The sequence below is a fragment of the Flavobacterium sp. UBA7682 genome, assembly GCF_002482945.1.
Taxonomy (GTDB): Bacteria; Bacteroidota; Bacteroidia; order Flavobacteriales; family Flavobacteriaceae; genus Flavobacterium.
This window is the reverse complement of record NZ_DLGY01000044.1, coordinates 67,744-87,155: the sequence shown is the minus strand read 5'-3', so window position 1 is coordinate 87,155 and position 19,412 is coordinate 67,744. Positions and strand designations below refer to the sequence as shown.

Annotated in this window: 18 protein-coding genes; 9 read left to right on the top strand and 9 right to left on the bottom strand. The window is 36.0% G+C overall.

The window, feature by feature from the left end; translation table 11 throughout:
* Window positions 1-12: 12 nt before the first annotated feature.
* On the top strand, window positions 13-2,010 hold the full coding sequence (uvrB, locus tag B3C16_RS12585) for an excinuclease ABC subunit UvrB (protein WP_291132204.1): 1,998 nt from the start codon (window positions 13-15) through the stop codon (window positions 2,008-2,010).
* A 9-nt stretch (window positions 2,011-2,019) separates the two neighbouring features.
* Window positions 2,020-2,436 (top strand): DUF3788 family protein, encoded by a 417-nt coding sequence (locus B3C16_RS12580; RefSeq protein ID WP_291132201.1) that lies wholly within the window; start codon window positions 2,020-2,022, stop codon window positions 2,434-2,436.
* 36 nt (window positions 2,437-2,472) lie between these two features.
* Here the strand turns inward: B3C16_RS12580 and B3C16_RS12575 are convergent, their stop codons facing one another.
* Together B3C16_RS12575 and B3C16_RS12570 are read right to left on the bottom strand one after the other, a co-directional pair.
* On the bottom strand, window positions 2,473-2,904 hold the full coding sequence (locus tag B3C16_RS12575; protein ID WP_121314817.1) for an Hsp20/alpha crystallin family protein: 432 nt from the start codon (window positions 2,902-2,904) through the stop codon (window positions 2,473-2,475).
* Window positions 2,905-3,050: 146 nt separating this feature from the next.
* A complete protein-coding gene (locus B3C16_RS12570) occupies window positions 3,051-3,452 on the bottom strand; it encodes a TerB family tellurite resistance protein (RefSeq protein ID WP_121314819.1) in 402 nt (133 codons plus the stop codon).
* A gap of 117 nt (window positions 3,453-3,569) precedes the next feature.
* On the opposite strand from B3C16_RS12570, the gene B3C16_RS12565 reads away from it, so the two are divergent.
* From B3C16_RS12565 to B3C16_RS12555, 3 genes are read left to right on the top strand one after another with little or no spacing between them, the layout of a single operon-like run.
* Window positions 3,570-4,085: a hypothetical protein gene (locus tag B3C16_RS12565; RefSeq protein ID WP_291132197.1), complete on the top strand. Its 516-nt coding sequence runs from the start codon at window positions 3,570-3,572 to the stop codon at window positions 4,083-4,085.
* Window positions 4,086-4,090: 5 nt separating this feature from the next.
* Window positions 4,091-4,891, top strand: coding sequence for an alpha/beta hydrolase (locus B3C16_RS12560; protein WP_414655266.1), 801 nt, complete (start codon window positions 4,091-4,093; stop codon window positions 4,889-4,891).
* A 10-nt stretch (window positions 4,892-4,901) separates the two neighbouring features.
* On the top strand, window positions 4,902-5,375 hold the full coding sequence (locus B3C16_RS12555) for a DUF1456 family protein (protein WP_291132195.1): 474 nt from the start codon (window positions 4,902-4,904) through the stop codon (window positions 5,373-5,375).
* A 19-nt stretch (window positions 5,376-5,394) separates the two neighbouring features.
* Here B3C16_RS12555 and B3C16_RS12550 read toward each other — a convergent pair whose 3' ends face one another.
* The 4 genes from B3C16_RS12550 to B3C16_RS12535 form a co-directional block, all read right to left on the bottom strand.
* Window positions 5,395-6,282, bottom strand: a complete 888-nt coding sequence (locus B3C16_RS12550) for a bifunctional 5,10-methylenetetrahydrofolate dehydrogenase/5,10-methenyltetrahydrofolate cyclohydrolase (protein ID WP_121314825.1) — start codon at window positions 6,280-6,282, stop codon at window positions 5,395-5,397.
* A 60-nt stretch (window positions 6,283-6,342) separates the two neighbouring features.
* Entirely contained in the window at window positions 6,343-7,680 is a 1,338-nt protein-coding gene (ffh, locus tag B3C16_RS12545) for a signal recognition particle protein (RefSeq protein ID WP_121314827.1), read from the bottom strand.
* A gap of 131 nt (window positions 7,681-7,811) precedes the next feature.
* On the bottom strand, window positions 7,812-8,273 hold the full coding sequence (locus B3C16_RS12540; RefSeq protein WP_121314829.1) for a hypothetical protein: 462 nt from the start codon (window positions 8,271-8,273) through the stop codon (window positions 7,812-7,814).
* Window positions 8,274-8,458: 185 nt separating this feature from the next.
* Window positions 8,459-9,502 carry a hypothetical protein gene (locus B3C16_RS12535; RefSeq protein ID WP_291132187.1) on the bottom strand — a complete coding sequence of 348 codons (1,044 nt, stop codon included), beginning with the start codon at window positions 9,500-9,502 and terminating at the stop codon, window positions 8,459-8,461.
* A 138-nt stretch (window positions 9,503-9,640) separates the two neighbouring features.
* Between B3C16_RS12535 and B3C16_RS12530 the strand changes: the two genes are divergently transcribed.
* Genes B3C16_RS12530 through B3C16_RS12520 form a run of 3 tightly spaced genes read left to right on the top strand, consistent with a single transcriptional unit; the run spans window position 9,641 to window position 13,634 of the window.
* A complete protein-coding gene (locus B3C16_RS12530; RefSeq protein WP_121314833.1) occupies window positions 9,641-10,162 on the top strand; it encodes an RNA polymerase sigma factor in 522 nt (173 codons plus the stop codon).
* Between the two features lie 45 nt (window positions 10,163-10,207).
* The gene (locus B3C16_RS12525; RefSeq protein ID WP_291132183.1) at window positions 10,208-11,122 is read left to right on the top strand and encodes a FecR family protein; all 915 of its coding nucleotides are present in this window, start codon (window positions 10,208-10,210) and stop codon (window positions 11,120-11,122) included.
* The gene (locus B3C16_RS12520; protein ID WP_291132179.1) at window positions 11,109-13,634 is read left to right on the top strand and encodes a TonB-dependent receptor; all 2,526 of its coding nucleotides are present in this window, start codon (window positions 11,109-11,111) and stop codon (window positions 13,632-13,634) included. Before B3C16_RS12525 ends, B3C16_RS12520 begins: the two co-directional genes overlap by 14 nt.
* Window positions 13,635-13,690: 56 nt before the next feature.
* Here B3C16_RS12520 and B3C16_RS12515 read toward each other — a convergent pair whose 3' ends face one another.
* Window positions 13,691-14,308 (bottom strand): HmuY family protein, encoded by a 618-nt coding sequence (locus tag B3C16_RS12515; RefSeq protein ID WP_121314838.1) that lies wholly within the window; start codon window positions 14,306-14,308, stop codon window positions 13,691-13,693.
* 18 nt (window positions 14,309-14,326) lie between these two features.
* Entirely contained in the window at window positions 14,327-16,402 is a 2,076-nt protein-coding gene (locus B3C16_RS12510; RefSeq protein ID WP_291132174.1) for a TonB-dependent receptor plug domain-containing protein, read from the bottom strand.
* Window positions 16,403-16,498: 96 nt separating this feature from the next.
* Between B3C16_RS12510 and B3C16_RS12505 the strand changes: the two genes are divergently transcribed.
* On the top strand, window positions 16,499-17,413 hold the full coding sequence (locus tag B3C16_RS12505) for a DUF6607 family protein (RefSeq protein ID WP_291132171.1): 915 nt from the start codon (window positions 16,499-16,501) through the stop codon (window positions 17,411-17,413).
* A gap of 59 nt (window positions 17,414-17,472) precedes the next feature.
* Here the strand turns inward: B3C16_RS12505 and argS are convergent, their stop codons facing one another.
* Window positions 17,473-19,251, bottom strand: a complete 1,779-nt coding sequence (gene argS / locus B3C16_RS12500; RefSeq protein WP_121314844.1) for an arginine--tRNA ligase — start codon at window positions 19,249-19,251, stop codon at window positions 17,473-17,475.
* Window positions 19,252-19,412 lie beyond the last annotated feature (161 nt).

Genomic DNA, 19,412 nt, shown 5'->3' with positions numbered 1-19,412 from the left:
AAATTATTTATTATGAAATTCCAAGTCGTATCCGAATACCAACCTACCGGTGACCAACCACAAGCCATTGACAAATTAGTCAAAGGGATTGTTAGTGGTGAAAAATACCAAACGCTTTTAGGTGTTACCGGTTCCGGAAAGACATTTACTATGGCAAATGTGATTCAGGAAGTCGAGAAACCGACTTTGGTTTTGGCTCACAATAAAACCTTGGCCGCGCAATTGTATTCGGAGTTTAAGCAATTTTTTCCGAACAATTCCGTACAGTATTTTGTGTCTTATTACGACTATTACCAACCCGAAGCTTACATTCCGGTTACCGGCGTTTTTATCGAAAAAGATTTATCCATCAATGACGAATTAGAAAAACTGCGTTTAAGCACTACTTCTGCCCTATTATCCGGCCGTAGAGATGTTTTGGTTGTGGCTTCTGTTTCTTGTTTGTATGGTATCGGAAATCCGGTGGAATTTCAAAAAAATGTAATTTCGATAGACAAAGGTCAAGTGATTTCTCGCACCAAATTATTACACCGCTTAGTCCAAAGTTTATACTCCAGAACCGAAGTAGAATTCACACCCGGAACTTTCAGAATCAAAGGCGACACCGTGGAAATTTTCCCAAGTTATGCGGACGAACCTTTTCGCGTGCATTTCTTTGGCGATGAAATTGAAGAAATTGAAGCTTTTGATCCAAAAACCGCGAAAGTTTTTGAACGCTACGAAAAACTGAATATTTATCCCGCCAATATGTTTGTAACGTCACCCGATGTTTTGCAATCAGCAATTTGGGATATCCAACAAGATTTGGTCAAACAAGTCGATTATTTTAAAGAAGTCGGCAAACATCTTGAAGCCAAACGTTTAGAAGAGCGTACCAATTTCGATTTGGAAATGATACGCGAATTGGGTTATTGCTCCGGCATTGAGAATTACTCAAGATATTTAGACCGTCGACTTCCGGGAACACGACCTTTCTGTTTACTCGATTATTTTCCCGATGACTATTTGATGGTTGTCGATGAAAGTCACGTAACAATTTCGCAAGTACATGCCATGTATGGTGGTGATAGAAGTCGGAAAGAGAATTTGGTCGAATATGGTTTCCGATTACCGGCTGCGATGGACAACCGTCCGTTAAAGTTTGAGGAATTTGAGAGTATGCAAAACCAAGTCGTTTATGTTTCGGCAACACCTGCAGATTATGAATTGCAAAAATCGGAAGGCATTTATGTGGAACAAGTGATTCGTCCAACAGGATTATTGGATCCGATTATTGAAGTACGGCCGAGTTTGAACCAAATTGATGATTTAATCGAAGAAATTCAGTTGCGTTGCGAAGCCGATGAACGCGTTTTGGTCACCACCTTAACCAAAAGAATGGCGGAAGAACTGACCAAATATTTAACCAAAGTTTCGATTCGTTGTCGATACATTCACTCAGATGTTGATACTTTGGAACGGGTAGAAATCATGCAAGATTTGCGCAAAGGTTTGTTTGATGTTTTAATTGGTGTAAACTTACTCCGTGAAGGTTTAGATTTACCCGAAGTATCGTTGGTTGCGATTTTAGATGCAGATAAAGAAGGTTTTTTGCGAAGTCATCGCTCTCTGACGCAAACCGTTGGACGCGCTGCGCGAAACGTCAACGGCAAAGCGATTTTGTACGCTGATAAGATTACCAACAGTATGCAAAAAACCATAGACGAAACCAATTATCGTCGGGAAAAACAAAGCGCTTACAACACTTTACACGGTTTGGAACCAAAAGCATTGAATAAAAGCTTAGGAAATGCTTTGAGTAGCAACTCTGTTTCTACACAATATTTTGAAGATAAAATTGCCAAAGCTGCCGAACCCGAAAGCCTTTATTTATCCAAACCCGAAATCGAAAAAAAAATCCGTGACGCCCGAAAAGCGATGGAAAAAGCGGCTAAAGATTTAGACTTTATGCAAGCGGCAAAGTTTCGCGATGAGATTCATGCGTTGCAGAGTAAATTAGCGATCACTTAATCGAAAGCTATGAAAAGTATTTTTACCAATAAGTCAGAAACCCCAAACGAAGTCCAACTTCAGGAAGCTTTAGGTAAAACTTATGTTTATTGGCAAACTTTTGCAGAACATACCAAAAAATTATATCCAAAAGCCATCTGTGAATGGAACTTCTCAAACGAGAAATTCGGTTGGAGTCTCAGAATTAAGGACAAAAAAAGAGTGATTATTTACTTACTGCCAAGGGATAACTTCTTTAAAGTCGCCTTTGTTTTTGGTCAAAAAGCCACTGATGAAATTATGACAAGTAACATCTCTGAATCCATAAAAAAAGAACTGTTAGCCACTAAAGTACATGCTGAAGGTCGTGGCATTCGAATCGACATTAAAGATGAAACTTTACAAAATGATATATTAAATCTCATTGAAATAAAGATCAACCATTAAATAAAAAAGCGTCCTGATTTAGGACGCTTTTTTCATTTACAAGATATCAATCAATCGCTTCGGCTTGGGTAATGCTTCTTGTTTTTTAGGCAAGGTTATCCATAATACTCCGTTCTCATAATTGGCATTGATATCCTCTGTATTCACCGTTTCAGGTAAAGTAAAGGCTCTTCTGAAAGCCGCATAACTAAACTCTCTTCGGGTATATCTTCCGTTATCGTCTTTTTGTTCGTTTTCTGTTTTAACTTCAGAAGAAATAGTCAAAACATTGTGGTCGATTTCAATCACAAAATCGTCCTTAACTTTTCCGGGCGCGGCCAATTCTAAACTGTAATTAGTATCCGTTTCCTTAATGTTAACCGCCGGTATGTTAGTTTGTAAATTTTGGAAACCTCCAAACCAGTCCGGTTTCAAAAACTCATCAATGATTGATGGAAAATTGTTGTAATTTCTTTTAACTAAATTCATGGTTGTAAAAATTTAATGTTAAACACTCTTTTTACAACTGAAAAAACAAAGGATATACCAAGGCTATTTTTAAGCCATTTTGGCAACACAACAAAGTTCAAAAATGAAATTTTGACGTATTTAAGAATTCTTTAACTGACTAAATATCAGTTTAACTGCTCTTGAAAAACTTCGAGTAAAAACTCAGGAGAAATCATTTTGGTTGGAGAAATTGCCATGGCTTTCAATACCCGTTTGATGGCATGCGGATTCAATCCCATGTTGATCCCGATTTCGTGTATTTTAATTTGTTCACGTTCGTGTAACACTCCATCACAATGCATTAGCAAAGCCAATCTGTAGAATTGTTGGATACGCTCAAACTCCGTTTTAATAACTGTAGGATAGTTTTCGTGATGAAACAAGGCTTTAAAATCTTCTTGAGTTACCTGAAGTTCATCGGCAATCATTGTTAGAAAAAGAAACTCCCTTTCATGCAGTCTTCCGTCAACCACAGAAAAAGCAATCATTTCAGACAATAAAGCTAATTTTTCTTCGTATTTGTTCATCAATAAATTATTTTTTTGCTAAAATATGATTTTTTGCCAAATGTTAATCATTTATTTTTTAACATTGATACCTGTATAATTTTACTTAATTTTACTTTTTTAAATTTTAGGAATATCATGAAAATATTAAAAATAGTATTTGTTTGTCTTCTCTTTTTTAGCGTTGGAGCCAATGCACAATTCGGCAATCCCAATGGTGGTCAAGGCATGAATAGAAACAACAGAATGCAAAGTCCGCAATCAACCCCAAGAGAATTGACTCCGGCAGAGATTGAAAAAAACAGAACCAAACAAGTGGACAGTTATATGTCGGTTTTAAAAACTGATTTGACCCTTGACGAGCTACAATATATTGCGATTAAAAATGAAATGATTAATAACAGTAAGCGAATAGATATTGTAATAAAAAGCGAATACTCAGACGAAGAAAAAGCAGCCGAAATAAAATCCATTCAAGAAAATATGGAGAAAACCATATTGGGCTATCTAAGTGCTTCTCAAAAGGAAAAATACGCTTTACTAAAAACTCAAAAATCGGAGAAGAAGAAAAAAAAGACTCGAGGCAATGCCGAACAGAGCGAAGATAAAGAAAAGGAAAAAGAAAAGGAAAAAGAAACTGATTCCAATAATTAATCATTTTGAAAACTATTTTTTTGCTCTTATTTGGCTTTATTTTTTTTCAGTCAAATGCTCAGGAAAGTACTGCCAGCAAGCAAGTTTCAACTTTTACTATCGAAGCACCACAACTCAAAAGCAACAAAAAAATCTGGGTGTATTTGCCTAAAGATTATTCGGCTTCCGCCAAAAAATATCCTGTCATTTACATGCATGATGCTCAAAACCTTTTTGACGCCAAGACTTCTTATGTGGGCGAATGGAATGTAGATGAAACTCTAGATAGTATCAATGCACAAGTAATAGTAATCGGAATCGAACATGGTGGCGATAAACGAATTGAAGAATTAACACCTTATCCACACCCAAAATATGCCGGTGGTAAAGCTGATGCTTATTTGGATTTTATCGTCAAAACTTTAAAACCGAAAGTTGACGCAACTTACCGAACCAAAACCAATGCAAAGAACACAGCCATTATGGGCAGTTCTTTGGGCGGATTGGTTTCATTTTATGCCGCTTTAAAATATCCGGAAGTGTTTGGAAAAGTCGGTTGCTTCTCACCTTCTTTTTGGTTTAACCGAAAAGACATCAACGATTTGTTATCAAAAACAGAAACCTTCAAAACCAAAGTTTATTTCTTATGTGGTGATAATGAAGGCGATGCCGATGTGATTCCCGATATGGAAAACGTAGAAAAATGGGTCAATACCAAGCGTTGTGAATGCAAAAAACTCAACAAAAAAGTAATTGTCAAAGGCGGGCAACACAACGAAAAATTGTGGCGCGAAAATTTTAAAAAGGCGTACCTTTGGCTTTTCTAATTTAAGACAAATGAACAACAACGATATATTTAAAAAATTACGTGTTGCGCTTCAACTGCGCGATGACCAAATAGTAGAAATCATGCAATTGGTGGATTTCAGAATTTCTGCGGCCGAATTGGGTGCTTTTTTCCGAGCTACCGATCATCCGAAATACATGGATTGTGGCGACCAAGTGTTGCGCAATTTCTTAAACGGTTTGGTCATTCATTTGCGCGGCACCAAAGAAGAACCGAAGAATGCGATGGATGTGATTAAACAAAATCAGGCCGAGGTTAAGAAAAATGTTGCTGAAAAGCCGAAAACAGAGTTCAAAGAAAAAACGGAATTCAAGGCTAAACCTAAAACAGATTTCAAAAAGACCCGAGGCAAAGCCGAACAGAGCGGAGCTAAACCTTTTAACCCCAGAGACAAAAAGCAAGCGCCAAAAGTCCAAGTGGTGGAAAAAGTCCAATATAAAAACGGTAAAAACAAAAAATCCTGAGTTGTCACTCAGGATTTTTTTATTCTAATCTTAATCTTTTTTGCTCTCTGGCGAGTAACGTATTTTTCAACAGCATTGCAATTGTCATTGGTCCAACGCCGCCAGGAACCGGTGTGATATACGAAGCTTTTTTGGATACAAATTCAAAATCGACATCACCGGTAATTCGGTAACCTCTTGGATCAGTATCATCGGCTACACGGGTAATACCTACGTCAATTACAACAGCATCATCTTTAATCATTTCGGCTTTCAGATAATTCGGCACACCTAAAGCCGTGATAATAATATCGGCTTGTGTGGTGATTTGGGCTATGTTTTTAGTGTAACTGTGTGTCAAGGTAACCGTTGAATTTCCCGGAAATCCTTTTCTGCCCATCAAAATACTCATTGGACGACCAACGATGTGACTTCTTCCGATGACAACGGTGTGTTTTCCTTTGGTTTCTACGTTGTATCGTTCCAATAATTCCAGAATTCCAAATGGCGTCGCCGGAATAAAAGTCGTCATGTCCAAAGCCATTTTTCCGAAGTTTTCCGGGTGAAAACCATCAACATCTTTACTTGGGTCAATCGCCATCAAAACCCTTTGGGTATCAATTTGCTCCGGCAAAGGCAACTGCACGATGAAACCATCGATGTCGTCATTCTCGTTGAGTTCTTTAATCTTCTTCAACAACTCCGTTTCCGAAGTAGTGCTTGGCATTTTTACCAAAGTCGATTCAAAACCAACCAATTCACAGGCTTTTACTTTGCTCCCAACGTAAGTCAAACTCGCACCGTCATTACCGACAATTACTGCAGCCAAATGCGGTACTTTCTCACCATTGGCTTTCATTTTATTCACTTCAGCCATGATTTCTGCTTTGATGTCGTTGGAGACTTTCTTTCCGTCTAATAATTCCATGTAGCTATTTTGTTGTGTGTTGTTATAAAAAAATAAGACGCGATAAATCGCGTCTCTACATTATCTCATGCCTTTCATGCCGCCCATCATGCGCATCAAATTTTTGCCGCCACCGCCTTGCATCATCTTCATCATTTTGCTCATTTGGTCAAATTGCTTGAGCAATTGGTTGACTTGCTCTATTTTGGTTCCGGAACCTTTGGCAATCCTGTTTTTTCTTTTCATATCAATGACAGCCGGTTTGGTTCTTTCCAATGGTGTCATCGAGTGAATGATAGCTTCAATATGTTTGAACGCATCGTCTTCAATTTCAACATCTTTCAATGCTTTTCCGGCACCGGGAATCATTCCAACTAAGTCTTTCATGTTCCCCATTTTTTTCACCTGTTGGATTTGGGCTAAGAAATCATCAAAACCAAATTCGTTTTTAGCGATTTTCTTTTGGAGTTTTCTCGCTTCTTCTTCATCGTATTGCTCTTGTGCTCTTTCTACTAAGGAAACAACGTCACCCATACCGAGGATTCTTTCCGCCATACGCGAAGGATAGAAAACATCGATGGCTTCCATTTTTTCACCGGTTCCGATGAATTTGATTGGTTTATCTACAACCGATTTAATCGAAATCGCAGCTCCACCGCGAGTATCACCATCTAGTTTGGTTAGAATAACACCGTCAAAATTCAATCTGTCATTAAACGCTTTTGCAGTATTCACCGCATCTTGACCTGTCATCGAATCAACTACAAACAAAGTCTCTTGTGGTTTGATGGCGGCATGCACATTGGCAATCTCGTTCATCATTTCCTCGTCAATGGCCAAACGACCGGCAGTATCGACAATGACTACATTAAATCCGTTTGATTTAGCATATTGAATGGCATTTTGAGCAATAGAAACCGCATTTTTATTTTCCGGTTCTGAATAAACTTCTACTCCTATTTGGTCTCCAACCACGTGTAACTGGTTAATTGCCGCAGGACGATAGATATCACAAGCTACCAATAATGGTTTTTTACCTTTTTTAGTTTTTAAATAATTGGCCAACTTTCCGGAGAAAGTCGTTTTACCCGAACCTTGTAAACCCGACATCAAAATAATCGATGGCGTTCCTGACAAGTTGATGCCGGTTGCTTCGCCGCCCATTAATTCGGTCAATTCGTCTTTTACGATTTTGACCATCAATTGTCCCGGTTGTAATGTAGTTAATACATTTTCACCAATAGCTTTGTCTTTAACTCTTGTGGTAAAATCTTTGGCAATTTTAAAATTAACATCGGCATCCAATAAAGCGCGACGTACTTCTTTTAAAGTCTCGGCTACATTGACTTCGGTGATTTTTCCATGTCCTTTTAGGATATGTAATGCTTTGTCTAGTTTATCACTTAAATTATTGAACATAATGGTATGCTTTGTTTTTAATGAAGTGCAAATTTAAGGATTTGATTTAGAACTTCTATGCTTGACCAAATAAAAAAACCATCCTTTTTATCAGGATGGTTTTCAATCAATAACTCTATTTAAAATCAAACTCAATTCTTAGTAAAAACCAACGTATCTGTTCCGCCATTTCCACCACTGATATCAATTAATGAAATAGTTGTTGCAGTGTATGATACTATTTCCCAATCATCGGTAAGATCTGCAAAGTTAGCCGGTGTGGCAAACGCAATATTGAAATCTAAATCACTACTTGGACTGTCATCATTACTATCATCAGAAGTAACCGACCAAACTCCGGTGTAGGTATTGGTTCCATTGGTAGCTGTTAAAACATTACCTGTAGCAAAAGTAAAATTGTAACCTGTAAAATGGTTTGTCTCGTCGGTTCCAGAATCAACATAACTAGTAACTCTCCAAGTGCCATCGGTAGCGGTATTAATTACCGGTGTTGGATCTTGAGAAGAAGAAGAATCATCATCAGAACTACACATAGAGGCCACATTTAACATAAATAGGCAAAATAGGGCTGGAATTAAAATTAGTTTTTTCATTATTTATTCGTTTAAGTTAGTATTAATATTTAAAAAATCCATCACAAACATCAGTATTAAAAAGATAAAAATCCATATTAAAAACTGGTTCAAAAAATATTGCATTTTAGATATTTTGCTCGGTTCTTCTTTACATTTCAACTCATTATCAGAGGTTTTTTTAAACAAAAACTTCATAATCAATCTTAATTTTTGGTGAATGTTAAATAGTCGGTTCCACCATTACCACCACTTATATGTTTTAATCGGATTTGCGTTGCAGAAAACTCAATGATTCTCCAATCTTCTTCGATTTCATCTAAAATAGCACCATCAAAACTCAAGTCTAATTTATTTTCTCCGCTGTCAACATAAGTACTCCAAGTTCCATTAGTAGTCACTCCGTTTTTAACCGCAGTTGTTGTTCCATTAGTATTGAAAGTAAAATTATAACCGTTAAAATAAGCGGTTTCGTTGTCATCATCTTCAGTGAAATAAGAGATATACCAACTGCCTGATATCAAAACGTCGGTAAAGGTTTGGTTTCCTGTTCCGCCACCGCCTGAATTGTCATCATCACAATCATCAATAGACTCTTCAATAAAATTTTCTAATTGACTATTAGAATTAATTGCTATAGTTTGTCCATTGAAATTAATAGCCGAAATTGGATAATTAATGGCTGCATAAACGTTATTTCCTAAGTTAGCCAGAAAGTTAAAAAGATTGCTATTGCTAGTAATAGTTACTGTATTGGCCAACTGATTGTTACTATCGTAAACATTAATTGTAATTGGGTAAACCAAAGTGATGCAGTCAATTTCATCAAAACCATCATCATCACCACAATCATCTAAAACATCCTCTAAATCATCCGCATCTTGCAAAACATCGGTTTGAAAATTTTGGTATCGGATTGTTATCGGATACACAAAATTGACCAAATCATCATCGTTTGAAAATTCATCAATTGCATCCTGAACCGTTTGGTAATCGGCATCGTCTGAAACGAGTATTTGTTGACCGTTTACAATCACTGTTACCGGCAATTGGACACTAAAACAACTCGAGTTGTCTAATATATTATCCATTGACGTTGGGTTTTGAGAAGTTCGCGACAACAAACCTGCTATCGGTGAATCAAGCACAAAACTTTCGGTTTCGTCCTGAATAATGGTTTCTTCTTCTTTTTGGCAACTGCCGAAGGAGAAAAATATAAAGCCAAAGATTATATATCGCAATGCATTCATAAAATGATAATAGGTTTAGCTCCACTCCGTTCGCCTTTGGCTCGGGTTGGTTTGAAGATAAAACAAGCAATCGTAAAATTACCCTACTTTAATTGAAAAAAATAATTATTTTTACCAAAGACTTAGCCAATAAATTGTATGTCAAACAAGGAATTATCAGGGATTTGCAAGGAAAATGTTTTTTCCGGTTTTTTTAAAAGTCATGCTAAAGCATTGCGAAATTATCTCTATTACAAATTTGGCAACGAAGATCAAGCCGAAGATGTAACCCAAGAAGCCTTCATCAAATTGTGGCAAAATTGTGCCGATGTTCCCATTGAAAAAGCCAAATCCTATGTCTACACCATTGCCAACAATGCTTCTTTAAACGTAATCGCGCACCAAAAAGTGGTTTTAAATTATGCAAAAAGTTCGCCCAACAAAGATACCACTAATGAAAGTCCGGAGTTTATCTTAGAAGAAGACGAATTCAAATCGAAACTTTTAAAAGCGATAGGCAAGCTCAATGAAACCCAACGTGTGGCTTTTTTGATGCATCGAATTGACGGAAAAAAATATGCAGAAATCGCAACTGAATTAGACATTTCGATAAAAGCGGTGGAAAAACGTATCCATTTGGCTTTGGTGGAATTGCGTAAAGAGTTTGATCATTTTAAGTAGGGTAAAATAAAGTAAATCTGTTTCAGTATTGAAATGCAGAAGATTATGGAAGAAAATTACAAATTAGCGAAGTGGCTGTCCGGAGAAATGAGCGAAGATGAATTGGCTGCATTTGAAGCGGAGCCTGACTTTGTCATTTATAACAAAATCAAAAAATACGCTTCGGAATTGGAAACGCCCAATTTTGATGAGAACAAAACTTTGTCCACCATTTTGGCTTCACCAAAGAAAGAAATCAAAACGGTTTCGCTTGCTCAAAATTGGTTCTTCAGAATCGCGGCCGTTTTAGTAATTGGATTGGGATTGTTCATTGGCTACCAAAACTTTGCCACTTCAACGGAATATGCTGAAAATGGTGTTCAAAACTCATTTACTTTACCTGACAATTCAGAAGTGGTTCTGAATTCCGGTTCCAAAATAGAATATAAAAAATGGAATTGGGAGAACCATCGAGCGCTCGAACTCAATGGAGAAGCTTATTTCAAAGTCGCCAAAGGTCAAAAATTTGAAGTCCATACTTCACTCGGAAAAGTGACTGTTCTCGGAACGCAATTCAATGTAAAACAGCGAGAAAACCGCTTTGACGTGACTTGTTATGAAGGCAAAGTCAAAGTAAATTATGGGGAAACTGAAGTTATTATTACCAAAGGCATGAGCATAGCTTTTGAAGATGGAAAATCCATTACAATTCCCGAAAATGCGATTCAAAATCCGGAATGGCTGAATAACGAAATGGTTTTTTATCAAGCTAATTTAAAATCAATTATAGGTGAATTCGAACGTCGTTTTAATGTAACTTTGGAATTGAAATCAAATGACAATTCACAATTATTTACCGGAACGATTCCTTCGGAAAATATTGATATTGCGTTACAGATTTTGGCCACCACTTATCATTTAGAACCTACTAAAGTGAGTAAAAACAAAATCATCTTAAAAGCGGTTAATGCTCAAAAATAGATTAGCCTATTCCTTTTTTATTTTTCTTTTTTCAGTTGCCCAATGTTTGGCGCAAGGAGAAAAGAAGGCTATTCCATTGAAAAATATTTTGGCTCAAATCACTCAGCAACATGAGGTAAAATTCAGTTATATAGAAGATGAAATTATCGTTTATGCTGTTGTTCCGCCGGAAAAAAATTGGTCTTTAGAACAATCCATTGCTTATCTGAAAAAAGAAACCAAACTACAGTTCAAACAGATTACCCAAAAATATTACACCATTTTTAACGACCAAAAATTAGACAAACCGCTTTGTGGTTTTTTACTTGATGTCGAAACCGGAAAAGGAATTGAAAATGCGTTACTTAAAATCGATAAAACAGCGATTTCAGTTTTCACTAATGAAACCGGCTATTTTGAATTGCCCAAAGTTTCTTCAGATTTAATAGAAGTACAGCACCAAAGCTATCAATCATTTACCATCAATCCCGAAGATTTAAATGTTGTTAATTGTCCGAAATTTAAATTGCAAGCCATTACGCAAACCCTTGAAGAAGTCGTGGCGCAAAGATATTTGGCGACAGGAATCAGCAAAAAAAATGATGGTTCAATAGAAGTAAAACCAAAGAAATTCGGCATTTTACCCGGTTTAATTGAGCCTGATGTTTTGCAAACGATGCAACAAGTTCCTGGCATTATCAGCATCGATGAAACGATTTCCAACATCAATGTTCGCGGCGGAACGCATGACCAAAACTTGTTTCTTTGGAATGGCATTCGGATGTTTCAAACCGGACATTTTTTTGGTTTGATATCGGCTTTTAATCCTTCATTGGCACAAACCATTTCGATTACCAAAAACGGTAGTTCTGCTTTTTTTGGCGAAAGTGTTTCGAGTTTGGTAGACATTTCTTCAAGAACCAGTACGGTAGAAAAGACCAATAGCAGTATTAGCACAAACCTTATCAGCGTTGAGTTTTATACTAAATTAAAAGTTTCAGAAAAAGCGAATTTAACTTTGTCTGCCAGACGTTCTTTGACTGATATTTTCCAATCTCCGACTTATAAAAACTATAGTGATCGAATATTTCAAAATAGCGTTATTACCGATTTGAACAACAATGAAATTGTGAATTACAAAAGCGAAGTCGAATTTTATTTTTATGATATTACAACTCAATTCCAGCAAAAGATTGGTACCAAAAACGAATTGAATATTGATATTATTGCTATTGAAAATACTTTACAATTCAATCAAGCTTCGACAGATTTGAATAGAAACAGCCAATTAGAACAAGAAAATTTTGGCGCCACCATTCAATGGAAAACCAATTGGAATGCAAAACACAGCACGGAATTCAAAGGTTATTTTTCGAGTTATGACTTGAATTCATCTTATAAAACTTTGGAAAGCAATCAGATATTAGACCAAAAAAACCAAGTCCTTGACACCGGATTTCAAGTTAGGCACTCCAATACCATTTCAAAACAATTTACTTTTAATTCCGGTTATCAATTTAATGAAACCGGCGTTACCAATTATGACAAAGTCAATCTGCCACTATTCTCAAGAACGATTACCAATGTATTGCTGACGCATGTTGGAATCGCAGAAGGTATTTTTGAAACTGTAAATAAAAAAACTTTTCTAAAAGCCGGTATGCGTGCGAATTACTTTGACAAGTTTGATTCCTTTATTTTGGAACCGAGACTTCAATTCAATCAAGCTTTGACTTCAGAATTGAGGTTTGAGATTTTAGGTGAACAAAAAAGCCAAACGCTTTCGCAAATTATCGACTTACAACAAGATTTTTTGGGTGTTGAAAAGAGACGATGGACATTGGCTAACAATTCAACTATTCCTATTCAAAAGAGCAATCAGGTTTCGTTAGGTTTGAGTTATAAAAAGAACAATTGGTTGTTGACTTTGGACAATTTCTATAAAAAAATCACCGGAATTACCAGTAGCAGTCAGGGATTTCAAAACCAATTTGAATTGGAAAAAACCATAGGCGACTATCAAGTTTTGGGAACAGAATTTTTGATTCAAAAATCATTTAATCGATTTTACACTTGGATGAGTTATTCTTATAATGACAATAAATATGATTTTGAAGCCTTATCAAGTACTACTTTTCCAAACAATTATGCCATTACTCATGCCATTTCTTGGGCCGGAATTTATGAATGGAATAAATTGAAATTAGCTTTAGGTACCAAATGGCATAGTGGAAGACCAATTACAACACCAACATCATTTATCGTGACAGAAACCAATCCGAACATCGTTTATAATTCGCCTAATAATTCCAGACTTAAAGATTATTTTCAGGTGAATTTTTCGGCTTCGAAAGATTGGAAATTGAGTTCCAAAGTTACATTACAAACTGCTGCTTCTATACTGAATTTATTGAACGCCAAAAACAGTTTGAATCGTTTTTACAGAGTCAACACAACCGATAATTCTGTAGAAAGCGTAGATACTTATTCACTTGAAATGACACCTAATTTTAATGTAAAACTTAGTTTTTAGCATAAAAAAAGGCTGGAAAAAATCCAACCCTTTTCAATGCAAACTAACTACCAAAATTAAAATGTCGTTGTACTATTAGGTTGATACACAAAATTAAAAGTAAAATAACGACCAACCGAAGTCGCATCAGGATTTGCCGGAGCGTTTTGGTAATAGCTCAAGATTTCAAATTTTGCATATTTTCCGTCATGCGTTTTTACGACAAAAACTTTTCCTGCGATTGGCGAAATAATATTATTGCTTGAATTGTAGTTATACCAACCGTTTCCGCTTCCGGTTGGAATTGCGTAAGTAGCATTTCCGTCCTGAGCAAAAGTGGAAGTTGCAGGAATTGCCATAACAGCATCAAGCGTACTGGTCACCATACTTACTGCTCCAATACCTGTTCTTGTTGGCTCATCCGTAATTCCGATTTGAGTTCCGCCATTTACAATAATAGTGGTTCCTCTAAAAGCGATATCCCAATTGTCATTGGTCACCACAGCATTTTCCGAGAAACTGAATTTGGTAAACGCTCCGCCAACAGGTTGTCCTTGACCGCCGGTTTGTGGCGCATATAAATTAGAGAAAGTCTCTGTTTCCAATGCCGGAGTTGAGCTTGAATCATCATTGCTGCAAGAAGAAACGACTATAGCTAAGGCTACAATTGAAAGTTTTAAGAAATTTGTTTTCATAAAAAAAAGGTTTATATATTAAAAATTAAATTGAATTCGGGCAAAAAGTTGTCTTCCGGAAACATTGCTGATTTCCTGTGGATTGGTAAAATCGAATACATTATTGACTCCGATTTGAAGTGAGTATTTTTCTTTGAAATGTTTGGAAACCGATAAATTGGTCATGAAATAGCCGTTGACAAAATCGTCGTATTTATCTAAGATTTGGTTACTATTGCTGTCGAAAATGCCGTATTTACTGCGATAAAAAATTCTCAGGTTAACATCGGTTTTGAGTTTAGTAAAAGTGTAATATGCTTTCAGATTAGCAGTATGTTTTGATCGATTGAACAATCCGAAATAATCCGATTTTTTGATTTGAAAAGATTGCAACGTTTCCGGATCGCGGGCAAAAACTTCTCCGTTTTCAATCGCTTCAATGACCGATTTGTCTTTGGCAATCAAGTATTGGTAACCTAAAGAAAGCTTGAACTCTTTGCTAAAATTATAAACTATATTATTTTCGATTCCATAAGTAAAAATCTCATTGATATTGAAATAACTGAATACGTTTTGACCGTTCGTTCTTTGCGCAACCACTCTCGTATCAATCAAATTGGAAATCGAATTGTAAAAAGCATTTATGTCAATGGTCAACTTGCCTTTATGAAAATATGTCCCGAAGTTGAAATTCACCGAACTTTCGGGTTTTAGCGGATTATTAAAATCGATTCCCGGACTTCTGAATAAAAGTTGACCTTGACTGTCTAATTCGTCTAAACGGTCTTCAGCGACATTATAACCTAAAACCGTATAACCAACACTAGAATTGGTAAAATCAAAGTACAATTGTCTGAAATCAGGCGCTTTAAATCCGTAACCGATTGAGGTTTTCAAAGAAATGGCTTTGTTAATTTTATAATTTAAGGCCAACTTTGGACTGAATTGCGATTGGTATTGGTTGTGATTATCGTATCGAAAACCGGCTAATATGTTCCATTTCTCAGTTGGATTGTAATCATATTGCAGAAATCCGTATTGTGAATTGAAAGTGACATTCGAACTGAAATAAGTTCGGTCTAAGGTTTCATAATTGATTCCAATTCCGGCCGTAGTCTTACTTTTTTCAGTAGAAAAAGTAGTTCTGATTTCAGGTCGAAATAGCCATTGGTTATAATAACTTTCTTCGAAAAGTTGGTTGTTTTCGTCATTTAAAAACGCTGCTGTTTTATAGTTTGTAGTATAGATTTCGTATTCCGAGTTTATCTTGGCATTCCATTTTTGTTCCAATTTTAATTGGGCATTCCATTCATTGATTTGAGCATCGCCAATATAATTTTCATCCGAAACCACAGCTTTATACTCTTGTTTTTGATGGTAAAACCGATTGCCTAAAACCAACTTTAATTTTTCTGAAAATTCGTAATACAATTTGGGTTGAACAGTCGTGCTGTAATAAGGCTCAACTGTTTGAATCATAGTAGATTTATCTAAATCATAACCATCAGTAGAAAAGTAATTCGTAAAAATGCTGCCCGAAAACTTTTTCTTCTTCCAAACAAAATCGGCATTTGCATCGTTAGTATTAAACGTCGCATATCGATAAGAAACATTTCCGGAGAGATTGTCTTTTTTTGGTTTTTTAGTAATAATGTTAATCACGCCGGCTAAAGCTTCGGAACCATATAAAGAAGATGATGCACCTTTTACTATTTCAATTCGCTCAATATTACCAACGCTGATTCTGGACAAATCCAAAGTTCCGGCACTTCTTCCAACTAACGGAACGCCATCAACCATAATTAAAGTATAAGCGGCGTCTAAACCTTGCACTTGAATACCTTCTACTCCACCAAAATCAGGAATCATGATTAGTCCGGTTTGCTCTGCCAAAATTTCATTCAGTCTCGTAACTCCGGCTCTTGAAATTGCATCAGAGGTGATGATGGATGTAGGTAATGGCAAGGATGATAGTTTTCTTTCTGTTCTTGTGGCAGTAACAACAACTTCATTTAACTGATTGACTTTAACAGTATCGATTGTTTGCTTTTCCTGAGCAAAGATAAGACCTGAGCAAACTAAAAATCCAAAACAAAAACATCTATTTAGAAACATTCTTAATAATTTTTGACAAATATATATCTTATTTTTATTTATTCTAAATTAATTTAATATTTTTGCGACATCATTTCAAACCTAAATTTTAACAATATGAAAATCAATTCATTTCTATTTTCAACAGCATTTTTGCTAATCGGCTTTACCGGTAAAAGTCAGGAAACTAAAAAACAGCAAGACCAAAAAGCCATCAAATCGATGTGTGGTTGCTATGAAGTCCAATTCAATTTCACAGAAACTTTTAGTTATGCTAAAGACACTGCTAATTACAAACCATCAAAAACGAAACACGATAGCGGATTAGAATGGGTCGAATTAGTAGAGAACCAAGAAAACAAAATCGTTTTGCAACATTTATTAATTGTTGGCGCAACAGAAAAAGACATCGTAAAACACTGGAGACAAGATTGGCTTTATGAAAACACTGAACTATACTCCTTCTTCAAAGACAAAACTTGGAAGTATAAAAAATTTGCTCCAAACGACGTTAAAGGCCAATGGACACAAAAAGTATATCAAGTTGATGACAGTCCGAGATATGAAGGAACCGCTAGTTGGGTTTTTGTAGATGGCAAAAGCTATTGGAACAATACCACCGATGCGCCATTACCAAGAAGAGAACACACTAAAAGAGACGATTATAATGTGTTGAAAAGAAGAAACATTCACGAAATTACCTCTTACGGTTGGTTACACGAACAAGACAACGACAAAATTGTCAGAGATGATAAAGGCAAAGATTTTCTTTTGGCACAAGAAAAAGGAGTTGACGTGTATACCAAAGTCGATGACAGCAAATGTAAAGCAGCGCAAGATTATTGGAAAAACAACCAATTGATATGGCAAAAAGTAAGAGCCAAATGGGATAAAGTTTATGCCAATGACAAAGATGTAACGCTACAAAAATCTGTAAATAACAAACCGCTTTATTCCTTTTTATTTGATTTAAAACCGGAAGCAAGTCAAAAAGAAATTGACGCGATTATTGATTCTTTTATTGCAAAATAAATTTGACAGTGCCAACAGTAAATAAAAAATCCAAACTTCTCAGTTTGGATTTTTTGCTTTTACATTCTTTCCGGAACTTCTATTCCCAATAGTTTGAAGGCTGATTTTATGGTTTCGCCCACTTTTTTAGAAAGTTGGACTCTGAAGGTTTTCTTAGTCAAATCTTCTTCGCCTAAAATTGACACTGATTGGTAGAACGAGTTGTATTCTTTCACCAATTCATAAGTATAATTGGCCACCAAAGCCGGACTGTGATTGTGAGCAGCGTTTTGAATTACTTCAGGAAAAAGTTCAATTTGCTTGATAAGTTCCTTTTCTTTTGAATGAAGCACCTCAACTGCGCTCGGTGAAACAATATCGAAATTCGCTTTGCGCAAAATCGATTGGATACGCGCATAAGTATATTGAATAAATGGACCTGTGTTGCCGGCGAAATCTACGGATTCTTCCGGGTTGAACAGAATTTGTTTTTTTGGATCTACTTTCAGAATATAATATTTCAAAGCGCCTAAACCAATCGTTCTGAAAAGTTTGGCTTTTTCTTCTGTTGAATAACCTTCTAATTTACCTAATTCCGTTGAAATTCTACCAGCGGTTTCGGTCATTTCCTCCATTAAATCATCAGCATCTACAACCGTTCCTTCACGAGATTTCATTTTTCCCGAAGGCAATTCGACCATACCGTATGACAAATGGAACAAACTTTCAGCCCAATCAAATCCGAGTTTTTTCAGAATTAAGAACAGTACTTTAAAGTGATAATCTTGTTCGTTTCCAACGGTATAAACCATTCCGCCGACATCTGGAAAATCTTTTACACGTTGGATAGCGGTTCCAATATCTTGCGTCATATAAACTGCGGTTCCATCTGAGCGCAACACAATTTTTCTGTCTAAACCATCTTCAGTTAAGTCAATCCAAACCGAACCATCCGGATCTTTTTCGAAAATGCCTTTTTCTAAACCAAATTGTACTACTTCTTTCCCTAACAAATAAGTATTGCTTTCATAATAATAACTATCGAAATCAACACCCAAATTTTTATACGTTAGGGCAAAACCGTCGTAAACCCATTGGTTCATTTTTTGCCACAATTCAATTACTTCGGGTTTTCCGGCTTCCCAATCTAAAAGCATTCTTTGGGCTTCTACAATGATTGGCGCTTGTTTTTTGGCTTCGTCCTCTGTTTTTCCTTGGGCAATTAAATCATTGATTTGCGCTTTGTATTCTTGGTCAAATTTGACATAGAAATTTCCAACCAACTTATCGCCTTTTAAACCGGCTGATTCCGGTGTTTGGCCTTCGCCGAATTTTTGCCAAGCCAACATTGATTTACAAATGTGAATTCCGCGATCATTGATGATTTGGGTTTTGTAGACTTTTTTGCCCGAAGCTTTGATAATTTCGGCCACTGAATACCCTAAAAGATTGTTACGAACGTGACCTAAATGCAGCGGTTTATTGGTATTTGGTGATGAATATTCTACCATTACCGCCTTTTCATTTGGCGAAGCCGAAACGAATCCGAAATTTTCATCAGCTATGATATTGTTGAAGAAATTCAAATAATAATCATCAGAAACAACAATATTTAAAAAGCCTGAAACGACATTAAAACGAACCACATCTTCAACATTGGCTACAAGATAATCTCCGATTTTAGTTCCGATTTCGATTGGATTTCCTTTGATGACTTTCAGCAACGGAAAAATAACCATCGTGATATCGCCTTCAAAATCTTTGCGGGTCAACTGAAACTCTACCCTTTCAACAGTGATATTGAAAAGTTCTTGAATTGCGACTTGAATGTGACTCGTTAAAATTTGTGAAAGCTTCATGTTAATTTATTTATTGGCTGACAAAGATAAACATTAGAAAATAAATTTTTAGGAATTGGTTTTGGAATATAAAAAGTAATAATCAGCAAGTTAAAATCGATGTATTTGTAAGTTTAATACTTAATTAAATTAAATTATTATGCATTTCATCGATTTTATTT

Bases quoted from the DNA above. Each gene is read 5' to 3' on its own strand.
- B3C16_RS12540 (WP_121314829.1), bottom strand. From the start codon at position 8,273: ATGAAAAAACTAATTTTAATTCCAGCCCTATTTTGCCTATTTATGTTA.
- B3C16_RS12515 (WP_121314838.1), bottom strand. From the start codon at position 14,308: ATGAAAACAAATTTCTTAAAACTTTCAATTGTAGCCTTAGCTATAGTC.
- B3C16_RS12525 (WP_291132183.1), top strand. From the start codon at position 10,208: ATGGAAGAAAATTACAAATTAGCGAAGTGGCTGTCCGGAGAAATGAGC.
- B3C16_RS12570 (WP_121314819.1), bottom strand. From the start codon at position 3,452: ATGAACAAATACGAAGAAAAATTAGCTTTATTGTCTGAAATGATTGCT.
- B3C16_RS12535 (WP_291132187.1), bottom strand. From the start codon at position 9,502: ATGAATGCATTGCGATATATAATCTTTGGCTTTATATTTTTCTCCTTC.
- B3C16_RS12550 (WP_121314825.1), bottom strand. From the start codon at position 6,282: ATGGAATTATTAGACGGAAAGAAAGTCTCCAACGACATCAAAGCAGAA.
- ffh (WP_121314827.1), bottom strand. From the start codon at position 7,680: ATGTTCAATAATTTAAGTGATAAACTAGACAAAGCATTACATATCCTA.
- uvrB (WP_291132204.1), top strand. From the start codon at position 13: ATGAAATTCCAAGTCGTATCCGAATACCAACCTACCGGTGACCAACCA.
- B3C16_RS12580 (WP_291132201.1), top strand. From the start codon at position 2,020: ATGAAAAGTATTTTTACCAATAAGTCAGAAACCCCAAACGAAGTCCAA.
- B3C16_RS12555 (WP_291132195.1), top strand. From the start codon at position 4,902: ATGAACAACAACGATATATTTAAAAAATTACGTGTTGCGCTTCAACTG.
- B3C16_RS12530 (WP_121314833.1), top strand. From the start codon at position 9,641: ATGTCAAACAAGGAATTATCAGGGATTTGCAAGGAAAATGTTTTTTCC.
- B3C16_RS12505 (WP_291132171.1), top strand. From the start codon at position 16,499: ATGAAAATCAATTCATTTCTATTTTCAACAGCATTTTTGCTAATCGGC.
- B3C16_RS12575 (WP_121314817.1), bottom strand. From the start codon at position 2,904: ATGAATTTAGTTAAAAGAAATTACAACAATTTTCCATCAATCATTGAT.
- argS (WP_121314844.1), bottom strand. From the start codon at position 19,251: ATGAAGCTTTCACAAATTTTAACGAGTCACATTCAAGTCGCAATTCAA.
- B3C16_RS12510 (WP_291132174.1), bottom strand. From the start codon at position 16,402: ATGTTTCTAAATAGATGTTTTTGTTTTGGATTTTTAGTTTGCTCAGGT.
- B3C16_RS12565 (WP_291132197.1), top strand. From the start codon at position 3,570: ATGAAAATATTAAAAATAGTATTTGTTTGTCTTCTCTTTTTTAGCGTT.
- B3C16_RS12520 (WP_291132179.1), top strand. From the start codon at position 11,109: ATGCTCAAAAATAGATTAGCCTATTCCTTTTTTATTTTTCTTTTTTCA.